Raw genomic sequence first — 13,575 nt, 5'->3', positions numbered from 1 at the left:
GGGGCCGACGCGCCGTCACCTCAGGTGGGAGACGACTGTCTCGTCGGGGCGCAGGTGGTGGCGCAGGGTCCGCTCGGCGGTGTCGAAGTCGTGATCGGTCAGCGCTTTCAGCAGGGTGCGGTGCTCCGGGGCGATGACTTCCAGGCGCTTGGGGCGCAGGGACACGGCGCTGACCGCGATCCGCTGGTGGCGCGGCTGCAGGGTCGCGTAGAGGTCGATCAGGATGCTGTTGCCGGTCGCCCGCACGAAGGAGTAGTGGAAGAAGAAGTCCATCTTCGCGTGCTCGGCGATGGCGTCCCGGTCACCGGCGCGGACCCGTGCCACCCGTTCGGGGTCCTCCATCCGGTCAAGATGCTCGGACAGCCCGGCCGGGATGTCGATGCTCTTGTCGCAGAGGATCTTGAAGCCGTGGAGCTCGAGCAGCAGCCGCATCTCGTAGGTCTCGAAGAGCTCTCCGGCTGTCACGCGCCGCACCTGGGCGCCTCGACGGGGCAGCAGGTCGATGAACTTCTCCGCGGCCAGACGGTGGAACGCCTCGCGTACGGGGGTGCGTGACACTCCGGCCTCGTCACAGACGAGCTTCTCCTCGAGGAACGCCCCCTCGGGGATCCGCCCGCTGAGGATCGCCTCCCGCGTCCACTGGTAGGCACGCTCGCCGGCTGTCATCGCCCGGCCGTTGCCGAGTGACTGATTCATGCCACCCCCCTGTCCATGTGTATACACAGCGTATACCACATCCCCGAAGGAGACTCCATGGCGTACGAGCAGGACCGAAGGTACGCCGCATGGCTGTCCGGTCCCGGTTTCGCCGCGGCCGAGATCGTCGCCGGCCTGGGCTACGGCGCCGTGGTCCTCGACATCGAACACGGCACCTTCGACCTCGCCGACCTGGACCGTTTCATCCCGTTCCTCCGAGGGCTGAACCTCGAGGCGCTGGCGAAGGTGCTGGGGCCGGAGAGAGGGCCGATCCAGCAGGCTCTCGACTTCGGCGCCACCGCCGTCGTCGTGCCCCACATCGAGAACGCCGCGCACGCGGCCGCCGTCTGCGCGTTCGGGAAGTTCCCCCCGCTGGGTGACAGGAGCTTCGCCGGCGGCAGGACCGCGCGGTACGCCGGCCACGACGACGGCTGGATCGAGCGGCAGGACCGCGAGACCCGCGTGTACCCGATGGTGACTCCTCCGCTCCCTGAAGGAAGCGGCTTCTCGCCCCGCTTACGCGGGAGACGACGGCCAAGCCCTGACCGATGCCCGGAAGCACAAGCACCATCCGACCCGCAGGAGGCGACGGTGTCCGAGGTTCCGCCACTGAACGCCCGAGCCTTGGCGGACCTCCCGCGCCCGACTCCCCCATCGCCTGAAGGCGAGCGTCCCCTCAGGAGGCTCTGATGGCCGGCTTCGGCGCGGCACTCGACGAGACGAACGCGCTGGCCGGCGGCCACCCTTGACAGGAGCCGCGCGCATCGGCCCCCTCGCCCGCCGGAACGCGACGCTCGCGGAAACGACCGAAGCCGATGGAACAGACCGAAGGAAACGTGAGTGATGACGACACTCGTCGCCGGCGTGGTGGCGATCGCGGCGCTGGCGGCCTTCGCCCAGGCCCTGAGCGGCTTCGGCTTCGCCCTCGTCGCCGTACCGCTCCTGACCCTCCTGATCGGACCCCAGACCGCCGTCACGGTGGTGACGGCCCTGGGAGGCCTGCTCGCGCTCGCCATCGCCGTCCACCAGAGGCGTCACGTCGAGCGACGGATCGCGGTCCTGGTGACCGGGGCGGGGCTCGTCGGCATGCCGCTCGGCCTGCTCGCGATCACGGTGCTGAGCGCACGCTCGCTGTCGGTGCTCATCGCCTGCGTCGTCCTGGCGTTCACCCTCCTCCTCGGCCGCGGGGTGACCCTCCGCCGCGGAGCCGGCTCCGCGGCGGCCGCCGGCTTCGTCAGCGGAGCGCTGCTGACCTCGACCGGCATGAACGGCCCTCCCGTGGTCGCGGCGTTCCAGGCGATGAGGCTGGAACCCCGCGAGTTCCGCGCGACGCTCCAGGCGACGTTCTGCGCGGGAGACGCCCTGGCCGTCCTGGGGTTCGTCGCCGTCGGCCGGCTGACCGCGGACAGCCTGCTCCTGACCGCCGCCGGCCTGCCCGGCATGGCCGTGGGCTGGTGGCTGGGAGAGCGGATCTTCGCGCGGACGGACCCGCAGCGCTTCAGAAGGATCGTCCTGGCCGTGCTGGTCGCCAGCGCGTGCACGGCCCTGATCCAGGCCGCCCTGGCCTGAGCACACGCGATCGTCGGGTCGCGCGCAGCGTCCGCCTCGATGGCCTGATCAGGGCACCGCACAGGACACGAACAGTAGGGTCAAGCGGGGAAAGCGGCGGTCGGGATGCGGGGGGCACTGGGTGGACTGGATCGCTGAAGGCGTTCAGGCAGTGAGCGATCTTCCCTTCCCCCTGCTCGGGTTGGTGGCCGGAGCCATGGCGTTCGCCGAGTCGGGGCTGGGGGTCGGCTCGGTCGTCCCCGGCGAGACGGGCGTGCTGCTGCTGGGCGTCGCCGCGACCACCCCCGTGCGGTTCGCCGCCATGCTGCTGATCGTGGCGCTGGGGGTCACCGCCGGCGACCACGTCGGCTACTGGCTCGGGCACCGGTACGCCGGTCGCATGCGCGGCACCCGGGTGGTGCGACGGCTCGGAGTGCGCCACTGGGATCGCGCGACCGCCGCGCTGCACCGCCACGGCGCGGCCGCGGTGTTCGTCACCCGGCTGGTTCCGATCGTCCGCACGCTCACGCCCGCGGCCGCCGGGGCCGCGCACGTGCCCTACGGCCGGTTCCTCCCGGCGTCGCTCGCGGGTTCCCTGTTGTGGTCGGCGGTGTACGTCGGCCTCGGCGCGTTCGCCGGAGCGTCGGCCGCTCGCCTGGAGGAGCTCCTGGGTCGTTTCTCGTGGCTGCTGCTCGCGGCCCTGGCGCTGATCGTCGCGGCCGTGGCCTTGCTGCGGCGCCGGCGCCGCGCGCCGGCAGGCCACGAGGACGACGAGTCCGGCTGAGGCGCGGGCCGGCCCGGCTGAGGTCCCGGCACGGGGCGGCGCTCGACGGCTGACGCCCTGGACGGCGGGCGTGGCCGGAGGACCCACGGTGATCAGGGAGGGCGGCCCCGCGCCCGCCCGGAGGGGCGGGCGCGGCGGCCGTCTACGCGATGGGGCCGCTCCAGCGGTGGGCGGCGTACCGGTAGACCTCTGCGGCCTCCCCGTCGAAGTACGCCGAGACGCTCGCGTCGTTCCGGCCGTCGCCATCGGTGTCGGATACGCCCATCGTGATGCCGTTGAGATACCCGGTACGGCTGTCGCCCGCATACCGCGTCAGCCACGAGGACCCGAGCCAGCCCGCACCGGCGAACGAGGAGCCCACGCCGACGGGCCGGTCCTCGCGAGGTCCGGCCAGCAGCATCGCGAACGGGGATCCTGCCACCCGTTCGAGGCTCTCGCCACCGGGATAGCCGAACAGGTCGGCCTCAGGCGCGAGCGGCTGGTTGAAGGTCATGCCCTGGCAGCCGACGTTGTCGCCCAGCCTGCCGACGCTGGTCAGCACGCCCGCGGCGGACAGGACGGCGCCGTCGTGCACGGCGACGAAGCCGTAGTCGCGGTCCCGGTCGCGGAGATCGTCGAAGTCGTAGTGGCCGATGGCCTCCTTGCCGACGTAGAGGCCGTGCGGGACCGCGCCCCCGGAGTAGCCAGGGACGAAGACCCACTTGCCGAGCGCGCCCATCGGGGCCTCGACGTCCAGCATGCAGTGGCCGGCCGTCGCGACGAGGTTGCGGTACGCGGTCTGCACGGACGTACCGGTGCACCAGTGGGGCGCGAGGTCGCTGCCGATGAAGAACACCTTGCCCAGGGTCGTGGGCGCGTCCCCTACGGGCTGGACCGTCCCCTCCACCGGCGGGACGGAGTACGGGGGCCCGCCGGGGACGACGTCCGTGGCCAGCCGCTCCCCCGCGAGCCCGGTCCACACGTCGTACGGCGTGGCGTTCCTCAGGTTGGCGGCTCCGTCGGCCAACCAGAACCTGGCGACCTCCTGGGCATCGGCCATCGTGTACGCCAGCCGCACCTTCACCACGCTCGCGGCCCGGGCCGGCGCGGTGACGGTTGTGGATGCCAGCACGCTCAGGCCGATGCCTAACGCGATCAGCGCACGCCTCAAGTCGGTCTCCTGTCCGGTCATGCCCGCCCCTGTCGGCGAACAGCAAGATCATAGGCCGGAAGTCCCCTAGTTTTAGATCACATGTTCGATACGAAGTCGGGTCCACGAGCGGACGCGGAGCCATCACCCTGGCGCGGACGCCGGCTGGTGGACCCGCGACCAGGAGCCGGGCAACCCGGTCCGCACCGGTCAGACAAAGGCCGCCTGATGGGACGTTCGTGTACGATCACACGGCGGATGAGCACGCGCATCGGCTGCCGGTCGCGCGCTCTCCCGCCGGCCACGTGCCGGCACATGGCCGGCACGTGCGGGCCACGACGGCCTGCGGCATCGCGGAAAGCTCAAGGAGCGATGTGTTCGAGTGGCGCAGCTCGCACCTGCCTCCTCCCGACCGTTTCGAGGGATGGTGCGCTCTCGTCGGGCGACACCTGATGCCCACGCGGATCAGCAGCGAGCACGAAGCCGACTTCCCGGCCGCGCTGAAGCTGCTGCAGCTGGGCGAGATCACCGTGTCGGCGCCGAGGTACCCCGACCTGCGCACGCTCCGCACCTCGAGGATGATCCGCCAGTCGGACCCGGATCAGTGGTGGGTGGCGCTCGTGTGCACCGGGAGGATGTGGCTGGAGCAAGCAGGCTCCACGGCCGATCTGGCGGTCGGCGACCTGGTGCTGATGGACACCTCCCGGCCGTACGACAGCGGGGTGCTCTGCCGGGACGGCGGCCTGTCCGGCATCATCTCGCTGCAGTTGCCGCGCCGGGCGCTGCCCGTGCCCGAGCAGCGGTTACGCCGGCACGTGGGCCGGCCGGTGTCGTCGGCACGCGGGTCAGGAGCGCTGCTCGCCCAGTTCCTTGGCGGTCTGATCCGGGAGGGCGGGACACTGGGCTCCGCAGAGGACGCCTCGCTGGGGAAGGTGGCGAGCGAGCTCGCCACCGTCTTCCTGGCGGGGCTGGCCGACGCGACGCGCACGCTACCGGAGGCGACTCGCCACCAGGCGCTCGCGCGGGAGATCAAGCTGTTCATCCGGCGGCACCTCGGAGAGCCGGCGCTGGCTCCGCCGGCGATCGCCGCCGCCCACAACATCTCCGTACGCCACCTGCACCACGTCTTCGAGGAGGAGGCGCAGACCGTCAGCGAGTACATCCGCCGGCAGCGGCTGGAACGCTGCCGCGCGGACCTGGCCGACCCCCGCCACGACCTGCGTCGCGTCGCGGAGATCGCCGGGCTCTGGGGCTTCCGGGACGCCGCCGCCTTCAACCGCGCCTTCAGGAGGGCGTACGGCATGCCCCCTGGCGAATACCGGAGATCTCTCAGGACGCGGCACCAACCGGCAGACGCTCCCTGCCGTCCGGCCGCGCCGCGCGAGAGGGACGGCGGCGCGTGAGCACGCGGGCGGCCGGACCGTCGGCCGCGGCTTGCGCCGGGTGCCAACGTTCGTGCGCTGACGGTCAATGACCGTCATGCGGATGCCTCGCTAGAGTCTCGTCCCGCACAGTCGTCGAGGGGGCCGCCTGTCCGCACGTCAGTGTCCGTCTTTCACTCCGTCACACCGCTCCGCGGTCGCTGCCTTTCGTGAGGGGCGGGTCGCGGACGAAGGCTGACCGTGAAGCGTGGGGGAAGGATGCCGGAGACGAACGCGGCGTGGTCGAGACGTGCCGTGCTGCTGGCCGGAGGGCTGCTGGTCGCCGGGTGCGGCGGGCAGCGCAGGCCGCTCATAGAGAGCGAGGACTACGATTCCGGCAGTTCGGGCATGCAGCGTCTGCGACCGTTCCTGGAGCGCCGGGCCAGAGCGTTGAAGGACCGTGACGAAGGCGCCTACCTGGCCGGTCTGGACACGTCAAACGACAAGCTGATGCGGTACGAGAAGCTGGTCTTCGCGAACCTGCGCCAGTTCGAGCTCGAAGACGTCCGCCACCTCACCGGACCGACGATCGAGCAGCGCATGTCCGGCGGGGAGAGCCAGTTCAAGCCGGTCATCCGGGTGCTGAAGCTGACCGCGGACGCCGGGCCGGGCGACATCGCGCCCGCCGAGTCGTTCGTCTACCGGATGAAGGATGACGTGGTCACCGGCATCACCCGCGTGACCAGGGAGAACCCGAGCGGCAGCGCGCCGCCGGCCGAGGCGCCCTGGCACACCGACGCGCTGAAGGTCGTCCAGGTCGGCGAGAAGGTGTGGCTGGCGGGCGACCGCAGCGCCGGCGACCTGGACCGGTACGCGGCCGCCGCCGACCGGGAGCTGCGCATGCTCGAACGCCTGTGGGGCGACCGGCTCACGTACCCGGGACACGTCCTGTTCTTCACGCGTGACGCCGCGAACTACCGGCAGTGGTTCGGCCTGGGCTCCGCCGGCGACTTCAACCCGGAGATCCTCGGCTTCCAGATCCGGCAGCGCGGCGTGGGCAAGAACGGCCAGCTCTACCAGGGCGAGTACGCGGCCTCCCGGATCGTGGTCAACCTGCGCAACCACCAGGGCGCCGATCCGGCGAGCACCATCCGCCACGAGCTGGCGCACGCGGTCACCGCACGGGCCACGATGACGAACATCGGCGAGCTGGGCCCGCCGACCTGGGCCGTCGAAGGTTTCGCCCGGTACACCGAGACCATCGGCAACCAGGCGAGGGCCGCGCAGGTCCGGGCGGGTGTGGCGGCCGGGGTACGCGCCGGGAAGTTCCGCGGCGCGCCGCCCTCGAACAAGGACTTCTACGGCCAGGACATCCACTTCAACTATGAGCTCGGCTCGTCGGTGTTCAGCCTGGCCGAACGGCTCAAGGGCCGGGACGCGGCGGTGGAGCTGTACGCGCGGGTGATCGAGCGCCCCAGCACCGGCGCCTCCTTCTTCGAGCTGCCGATCTTCGACGGGATGGCCAGGGACGTGCTCGGGTTGTCCGCGTCGGCGTTCCGCGGCCGGTGGACCGCCTTCGTGCGGAACGGTGGGTGAGGTGGGCACACGCTCCCGCTGGATCCTGATCCTCGCGGCCGGTCTGGCAGCCTTCCTCGCGGCCGGCGCCGGCGCGTACCTGTATGCCCGGGACCTGCGCGCCGGCCAGGTGACACAGTCCTGCGGCTCGCGTGACTGCATCCCAGGGCTCGAGGCGTCCGCGCTGCTCGACGCGTTGCGGGGCCGCGGGCACACCTGCGAGGACAAGTCGCGTGGCTCCTGGATGTGCGAGATGGTGGTGGGCTCGGTCCACTTCGAGGCGTGGGTGGAGTCCTCGGACGGGGGTGTCTACCGCCTCTCCCCCCGGGTCTTCCACGCCGACGAGGATCCGCTCACCGAGGCCGGTCTGGCCTACCTGACCTGGTTCGCCGTCCTCCCCTACCGGGACGACCCGGCGGCCACGGCCGAGATCCGCGACTGGCTGACCGCGCAGGTGGATGCCGGCAAGGACACCCAGGCCACGATCCTCGACTACACGTACGTGTTGCGTACCTCGGAGAAGGCCCACGTCCGGCTCGACATAAGGATTCCCACTTGACCACGGGCCAGCGTTCCCCCGACGGCAGGTTCTGGTGGGACGGCACGGGCTGGCGCCCGGTCCAGCCCTCGCCTCCCTTTCCCTTCCAGCACGCCCCGTCGCCGGCGCCTTCGCCGCCCCGGCCGCCGCGGCGGAGGGCTCTCCTCCTGCCGCTCGCCGGCGTCGTGATCGCGGCGCTCGTCCTGGGCGGTGTGCTGGGAGGCGCCGTGGGCCTGCTCACCACCGAAGTACGGGCCAGCACCGCCGCACCCGCCTTCGCCGACGACTTCCCCGATGTCGGCGACCAGTACCTGCCCGGCGTGACCCTGACCTTGATCGTCGACGAGTGGATGAAGAAGGCCAACTCCTGGACGTGCGCCAACAGGCCCGGCAACCCGGACACGTGGAGCATGGCCAAGCAGCACATGCGGTGCCAGCCGAAGGGCGACGACGGGCGCAGGTACGTGGACATCGAGTACGACGCCGCCGACAGGATCAGGGTGGTGAGGGCCACCTGCCATCTCGGCACCTACGAGGACGCCTGCACCACGGTCTTCGCCACGATGGCCGACGCGGCCCTCGTTCCGCAGCCGAAGTTGCGCGAGCGCGCGCGGAGCTGGGCCCAGAAGAACGCCGCCAGCGAGCGGGCCACGATCATCGGCGGCCTCCGGCTGCAGGCCAGCCTGTCCCCGCACGCCCTGCGCATCACCCCCGAGTCCTGAGCCGCCCGAGTACGGTGGCCAGGCGCCGGAGCGGGGTGCGTCAGTGCCGCTGGGTGGACGCCGGATCGGCGGTCCGTCTGGAACGGCCGTGCGCCGGCGCGCGCCGCGCCGATTTGTCGGTAGGACGATCTACTGTCCCGGCCATGACTTCATCGACGCAGGCGTACACCTACGCCGCGCCCTCCTCCCTTGTCGACGGTCGCCTCGGACTCGCGACCTCCGGCGGCCGGGCCCTGTCCGGCCCGGCCGTGGCCCCACGGTTCTTCAGCGGCGTGGTGACCCAGGCGGCCCCCGCCGCGGCGGCCCTGCTCGGCGTCGCCGATGTGGCGCTGGCCCGCTACCACCAGCCGCAGGCGCGGCCGGGCTGGGTGCGGGATCCGGTGGTGACGTGCGACGGAGACCGCTTACGGTTCGAGTCGTTCTCGGCCTGTGGCGGCGTCTATTGCCGGCTCGACCTGCTGGGCGGCTCGCTCGACGGCGAGGTGCTCGACCGTGGCACCACCAACGTCGACGTCAACGCTCCGCTGCGGGAGGCGCTGGCGCGCATCGGCGCGCGTGACCCGCTGCACCTGGGGGTGGGTCTCGACGAGCTGGTCGTGACCACGCTGGACGGCGCGGTGGTGGAGAAGAAGGTGCCTCTGCCCGAGCGCTGGTTACGCGGGTTCGCCGAGGTTCAGGTCATCGCCTCGGGCATGGACCAGCGCGGTGAGCTGGCCGGCATGGCGGCGGTGCGGTTCCTGCGCGGGCTGCCCAGGAGGGGCACGGTGTGGGTGGTGCAGGCGGGGCGTGAGCTGAAGGTTTCCGACCGCCAGGTCCCTGGCTCGGTCCGGCTCGCCGGCCCCAACCGGCTCGGCACCCTCCTGCCGCTGCTGCGCTTCGCGAAGTCCCTGCGGGTCTACGGCCCGTCCGACGCCGCCTCCAGCGCCTGGGAGCTGGAGCTGCCGGGCATGCGCTACACGCTCACGCTCTCGCCCGAGCGCTGGCGCGGCTTCTCGGGCGAGGGCGCGGTGCTCGACGACCTGGCCACCGAGGAGGCCGAGAACGACGCCGACGTCGTCGGCATGCTGCTCAACTTCGAGCCCGAAGTCGAGATCGGCCTGCTGGCCGGCCGCGCGGGCATCCCGGCCGACCGGGTGCGGGCCGCGCTGACGCAGCTCGGCGTCGCCGGCCGGGTCGGCTACGACCTGTCGGAGGCCGCCCACTTCCACCGCGAGCTGCCCTATGACAAGGACAACGTGATCCTGCTCAACCCGCGGCTGGCCAGGGCGCGCAAGCTCGTCGGCGCGGGCGCCGTGCACCTCGAAGGCGGGTCGGCCACCGTCCGCACCTCGGGCGGCACGCGCAGGGTCTCGCTGGCCGACGGTTCCTGCACCTGCGAGTGGTGGTGGGACCATCGCGGCTCCCGTGGGCCGTGCAAACACGTGCTGGCCGCCCGGATCGTCGCCGGGGCAGCCGTGGAGGTCTCCCGATGACCCTCTGGACGGAGATCAGCGACCTGGTCACGCGCAACCAGGTCACCCGCCTGGCCGACCGGCTGGTCGCGCTCACCGAGGACGAGCGCGCCGAGCTGAGCGGGCAGCTGCCCGGCCTCGTCAAGGAGCTGCGCCGCGCCCGCACCGAGCAGGTGCGGGCCCAGCATCCCGGCGACCTCGAGGAGATGGCCTCCTGGGCGGTCGGCGACCTGCTCGACAGGCTGGCCGACGGACTGCTGCTGGCCGGTGTCGGCGTCATCACCGGCCCGGCGGCCGCCGTGAAGTGGATGACCGGCCGCGACGTCAACCGCCGCTGGGCCGGGGACCCCAACGTCGCCCAGGTGTGCCGGGTGGCGGCCACCCGGCCCCTGGAGTGGCGTCGCGATGTCGCGGTCCGGCTGGCCCAGCGGGTGCGCCGCCCCGCCGACCGCATCGCGCCGCTGGCCGTGTCGCTGCTGCGCGAGTCCGGCGCCGTGCCGCCCGACCACGACCCGCTGGTCGCCGCCTGGCTGACCGCGCCGAGCGTGACCGACGACCCGCTGACCCCCGTCCTGCTGCCTCGTGTCTTCGCCGCTGACGGCGCGGGTCGCGCCCTCCGTGACGAGCGGCTGGAGCCCCGGCCGACCCGCTGGCTGGCCGCCGCCGCCCGCGAGCTGCCCAGGGAGCAGGCGCTCGACGGTTGCGTGAGCCGTTTCCTGCGCGGCGGCGAGGCGCAGGATCTGCGCTTCTTCGTCCGGCTGCACACGCTCCTCGACCCGACGCCCGCGGAGTCCGCTCCTCGCCTGCGTGACTACCTGCGGTTGTTGCCGTCGGCTCCGGGCACGGTCGCCGAGCTGGCCGCCGGGCAGGTGCGCGGGGCGATGCCGCTCGACCACGCCGACCTGGTCGAGGCGGTCGACGCGCTCACCTTCCGTGACGAGGCCAAGCTCGCCGCCACGGGCCTGCGCTGGCTCGAGCAGGCGCTCCGGGCGACGCCGGAGGCGGCCGCCGACTTCGTGACCGCGCTGACCACGGCGTACGCGCACAAATCCTTCGACGTGCGTCGGCGCGCGGTCGAGCTGACCCTGAAGAACGCCGCCCTGTTCACCGGTCACCCCGAGACGATCCTCGACGGCGTCCGCCACCTCCCGGCCGACCTCGGCGCGAAGCTGGCCGAGCAGTTCGGCGGGGAGATCCCGGTCGAGGAGGTGCCGGAGCAGAAGGAGTTCCCGCCCCTGCCCGAGCCGCCGCGGGCGCGGCGCTTCCCCGAGCCGTCGCTCTCCCCCGGCCACCACGAGCACTGGATCGGCCAGGAGCGCTGGCTTGCTGCCTTCGTCGCCGGGATCGCCGCCGACCGGGCGAAACTGCGCCACGAGCTCAAGCTCCACGTCGAGCAGGACCACGGCTACTGGCGGTCCCTGGACGTGCGCCTCCACCCCAGCGACTGGCAGTCGGCGCTGTCCGCCGAGCTCGTCACCCCCGGCAGCGTGCCGGAGCTGCCACCGATCGGGCCGAAGAAGTTCTGGGACACCGCGAGCCACTCCGTGGGCGTACACGTCCTCACCCGTGGCGAGGAGCCCGAACCCGAGCCGTCGCCCCGGCGGATCATGGTGGGCGGCGCCTACCGGCCCGGCCGCTACCTCGACGACGACACCCCGCTGCGCGCCTTCTTCATCACCTGGACCAGCGACGACGGCCCGGACGGGGCGGTGGCCCACGAGGGCGGCCGGCAGGTCCCCTTCGCCGACGGCCGGATCCACCTGAACGGCTCCCCTACCGACGTCGAGCAGCCGTGGCAGGCCGGCGCCGACGACGAGGAGAGCGACGACGGCCTGCCGGATCACCTCCGTCCCGTGCGGGCGAGGCCCGGCGTCGTGTACGACGACTCCGAGGAGGCCATGCCGTCCTTCATCCTCCACGACGTCTACGAGCGCATGGCCGAGCTCGGCGTGGACCCCGCCCGGATCGCGGCGATGCGGGCAGGGGAGCAGGTGCCCCCGCCGAGCCCGGGCGAGCCGCTCGTGCAGGTGACCGTCGGCTTCGTCCCGCCCCGGCTGCGTTCCTTCATGCCCGAGGAGCTGCCCGAGCACGACGAGTGGCGGCGGCGCAACCGGCTGCCCCACCCCAATGGTGTCTCCCCGCCCCACGACTTCCTGCTGCACCGCTACGCCGAGCTCGCCGAAGCCCTCCGCAACGGCACCCTGCCGCCGGTGCTGCTGGCCACGCCGACCTGGACGAGCGGCCACCTCGACCCCGACGTGCTGGTCGGCCGGCTGGAGACCTGCGCCGCCGCCGGCGTGGAGCCGCCCCCGGCCGACCTGGCGCAGGCGCTGCTGCGGTTGCCCCGGGGCCGCCACCCGGCCGCGGCCGACCGGGCCGCCAAGGTCGACTCGGAGGCGGCGCGCTCGGCCGCCCGCTGGCTCGCCGGTGACGGCCTGGCCGACCCCGAGTGCGGCCACGTGTGGCGCCACATGGTCGGCGCGTCCATGGTCGACTTCGGCGACGGCGAACCCGAGCACTTCACCGAGGTCAGGCTGCAGCCCGTGCTGCGGACCACGGCCCCGACCGGCCATCGGCTGATCGACGAGGTGCTGCTGCGCCAGCCGTTCGACTGGACGATCGGCGAGTCGCGCGGCACGTTCATGGCCTGGCCCGCCGTGCTGCCCTCGCACCGCGAGGTCGTGGCCGTCAACGCCCTGCCCTTCCTGCTGCGCGGCCACTGGGGCGCGGGGGTGACTCCGACGGAGATCACCGGCCTGGAGATCGCCCAGGGCCCGGCGGGCGAGTCCACGGCGGTGATCCTCGCCTTCCTCCTGGCCGGCGGCGTGCCCGGCTCGATCCCGCTGATCCTGAACATGGCCGCGAAGGGCGAGCTGCCCGCCGAGGCGATGGGCCGCCAGCTCGCGCTGGTGCTGCGCCGCACCTGGCGGGAGACCCGCCCCACCATCGCGGCCCTGACCGAGCTGGCCGACGCCGGCGGCCACCACGAGGTGTGGCGCATCGTGCGTGCTCTGCTGCCCGGGATGTTGCCGGGCGAGGGGCGGCGCGTCACCGTGACCCACACCGACCTCGTCGCCTTCGCCGCCGACGTGGCACGCTGGACCGGCGCGCGCGGCGAGATCCCGGTCATCGGCCAGTTCGCGCGCAGCCGCCGGACGACCCGCTTCGTCCACGAGTGCCGGCGCCTGCACGCCCACCTCGCCGGGGCCGCGTCATGACCTCCGCAACCTCGCCCTGGCCGGTGGCGCGTCCGGCCCGGCGACGGCCCTGATCCTGGCCTACTTCCTCGCCATGGAGGGCGACGACGCGGTGCCCCCGCTGCTCCAGCTGGCGGCCAAGGGCGCGCTCCCGGCCGCCGAGACGGGCCGGCTGCTGGGTCTGCTGGGCCGCCGCACCCGCTACGAGGCCGGTCCCGCGCTGCCCTCGCTGGAGCTGGCCGCCAGGCAGGGCGCGCACGCCGAGGTGTGGACGATCCTGCGCCACCTTCTGGCCGCCTTCCTGCCCGGAGAAGGAGAGCGGGCCCGGCGCGCGCACACCGACGCGGTCGTGCTGGCCACCGGCATCGCCACGTGGGCAGGCGCGCGGGGCGAGATCCCCGAGGTGGCGGCCCATGCGAAGAGGCGCGGCTCGGCCTCGCTGGCCCGGGCCTGCCGGAGCCTCCGCCAGTTCCTGACCCGGGAGACCTGACCGGCGGCGGTGTGCGGGATGGGCGGGCCGCGCCGCGGGCCATGGGGCGATCCCAGACCGAATTCGTCAACGGCGCGGCCACGC

The 13,575-nt window shown here is 72.9% G+C and carries 12 protein-coding genes; 10 read left to right on the top strand and 2 right to left on the bottom strand.

The genetic code is table 11. The features are described from left to right. Positions 1–15 precede the first annotated feature (15 nt). The gene (locus ABGB14_RS38285) at positions 16–696 is read right to left on the bottom strand and encodes a GntR family transcriptional regulator (RefSeq protein WP_347648748.1); all 681 of its coding nucleotides are present in this window, start codon (positions 694–696) and stop codon (positions 16–18) included. A gap of 57 nt (positions 697–753) precedes the next feature. On the opposite strand from ABGB14_RS38285, the gene ABGB14_RS38280 reads away from it, so the two are divergent. The 3 genes from ABGB14_RS38280 to ABGB14_RS38270 all read left to right on the top strand — a co-directional run bounded on the left by ABGB14_RS38280 (position 754) and on the right by ABGB14_RS38270 (position 3,028). After that, positions 754–1,386, top strand: coding sequence for an aldolase/citrate lyase family protein (locus ABGB14_RS38280; RefSeq protein ID WP_347648747.1), 633 nt, complete (start codon positions 754–756; stop codon positions 1,384–1,386). 153 nt (positions 1,387–1,539) lie between these two features. Beyond that, the gene (locus ABGB14_RS38275; protein ID WP_347648746.1) at positions 1,540–2,265 is read left to right on the top strand and encodes a sulfite exporter TauE/SafE family protein; all 726 of its coding nucleotides are present in this window, start codon (positions 1,540–1,542) and stop codon (positions 2,263–2,265) included. Positions 2,266–2,416: 151 nt separating this feature from the next. Next, on the top strand, positions 2,417–3,028 hold the full coding sequence (locus tag ABGB14_RS38270; RefSeq protein WP_347648745.1) for a DedA family protein: 612 nt from the start codon (positions 2,417–2,419) through the stop codon (positions 3,026–3,028). 142 nt (positions 3,029–3,170) lie between these two features. Here ABGB14_RS38270 and ABGB14_RS38265 read toward each other — a convergent pair whose 3' ends face one another. After that, positions 3,171–4,178 (bottom strand): hypothetical protein, encoded by a 1,008-nt coding sequence (locus ABGB14_RS38265; RefSeq protein WP_347648744.1) that lies wholly within the window; start codon positions 4,176–4,178, stop codon positions 3,171–3,173. 353 nt (positions 4,179–4,531) lie between these two features. On the opposite strand from ABGB14_RS38265, the gene ABGB14_RS38260 reads away from it, so the two are divergent. The 7 genes from ABGB14_RS38260 to ABGB14_RS38230 all read left to right on the top strand — a co-directional run bounded on the left by ABGB14_RS38260 (position 4,532) and on the right by ABGB14_RS38230 (position 13,491). Further along, a complete protein-coding gene (locus ABGB14_RS38260; protein WP_347648743.1) occupies positions 4,532–5,560 on the top strand; it encodes a helix-turn-helix domain-containing protein in 1,029 nt (342 codons plus the stop codon). Between the two features lie 237 nt (positions 5,561–5,797). Continuing rightward, positions 5,798–7,114 carry a hypothetical protein gene (locus ABGB14_RS38255; protein ID WP_347648742.1) on the top strand — a complete coding sequence of 439 codons (1,317 nt, stop codon included), beginning with the start codon at positions 5,798–5,800 and terminating at the stop codon, positions 7,112–7,114. Position 7,115: 1 nt separating this feature from the next. Then, a complete protein-coding gene (locus tag ABGB14_RS38250; protein WP_347648741.1) occupies positions 7,116–7,652 on the top strand; it encodes a hypothetical protein in 537 nt (178 codons plus the stop codon). Further along, on the top strand, positions 7,649–8,353 hold the full coding sequence (locus ABGB14_RS38245; RefSeq protein WP_347648740.1) for a hypothetical protein: 705 nt from the start codon (positions 7,649–7,651) through the stop codon (positions 8,351–8,353). The genes ABGB14_RS38250 and ABGB14_RS38245 overlap by 4 nt, the downstream gene beginning before the upstream one ends. Positions 8,354–8,496: 143 nt before the next feature. Next, the gene (locus tag ABGB14_RS38240; RefSeq protein ID WP_347648739.1) at positions 8,497–9,825 is read left to right on the top strand and encodes an SWIM zinc finger family protein; all 1,329 of its coding nucleotides are present in this window, start codon (positions 8,497–8,499) and stop codon (positions 9,823–9,825) included. After that, positions 9,822–13,022 carry a hypothetical protein gene (locus ABGB14_RS38235; protein WP_347648738.1) on the top strand — a complete coding sequence of 1,067 codons (3,201 nt, stop codon included), beginning with the start codon at positions 9,822–9,824 and terminating at the stop codon, positions 13,020–13,022. The genes ABGB14_RS38240 and ABGB14_RS38235 overlap by 4 nt, the downstream gene beginning before the upstream one ends. Positions 13,023–13,095: 73 nt before the next feature. Then, entirely contained in the window at positions 13,096–13,491 is a 396-nt protein-coding gene (locus ABGB14_RS38230; RefSeq protein ID WP_347648737.1) for a hypothetical protein, read from the top strand. Positions 13,492–13,575 lie beyond the last annotated feature (84 nt).

The organism is Nonomuraea sp. B10E15, from assembly GCF_039871615.1.
GTDB lineage: Bacteria > Actinomycetota > Actinomycetes > Streptosporangiales > Streptosporangiaceae > Nonomuraea.
This window is presented reverse-complemented; position numbering and strand designations above follow the sequence as displayed.

Coding starts and splice junctions, on each gene's coding strand:
- ABGB14_RS38280 (WP_347648747.1), top strand. CDS start 754: ATGGCGTACGAGCAGGACCGAAGGTACGCCGCATGGCTGTCCGGTCCC.
- ABGB14_RS38275 (WP_347648746.1), top strand. CDS start 1,540: ATGACGACACTCGTCGCCGGCGTGGTGGCGATCGCGGCGCTGGCGGCC.
- ABGB14_RS38235 (WP_347648738.1), top strand. CDS start 9,822: ATGACCCTCTGGACGGAGATCAGCGACCTGGTCACGCGCAACCAGGTC.
- ABGB14_RS38255 (WP_347648742.1), top strand. CDS start 5,798: ATGCCGGAGACGAACGCGGCGTGGTCGAGACGTGCCGTGCTGCTGGCC.
- ABGB14_RS38240 (WP_347648739.1), top strand. CDS start 8,497: ATGACTTCATCGACGCAGGCGTACACCTACGCCGCGCCCTCCTCCCTT.
- ABGB14_RS38230 (WP_347648737.1), top strand. CDS start 13,096: ATGGAGGGCGACGACGCGGTGCCCCCGCTGCTCCAGCTGGCGGCCAAG.
- ABGB14_RS38285 (WP_347648748.1), bottom strand. CDS start 696: ATGAATCAGTCACTCGGCAACGGCCGGGCGATGACAGCCGGCGAGCGT.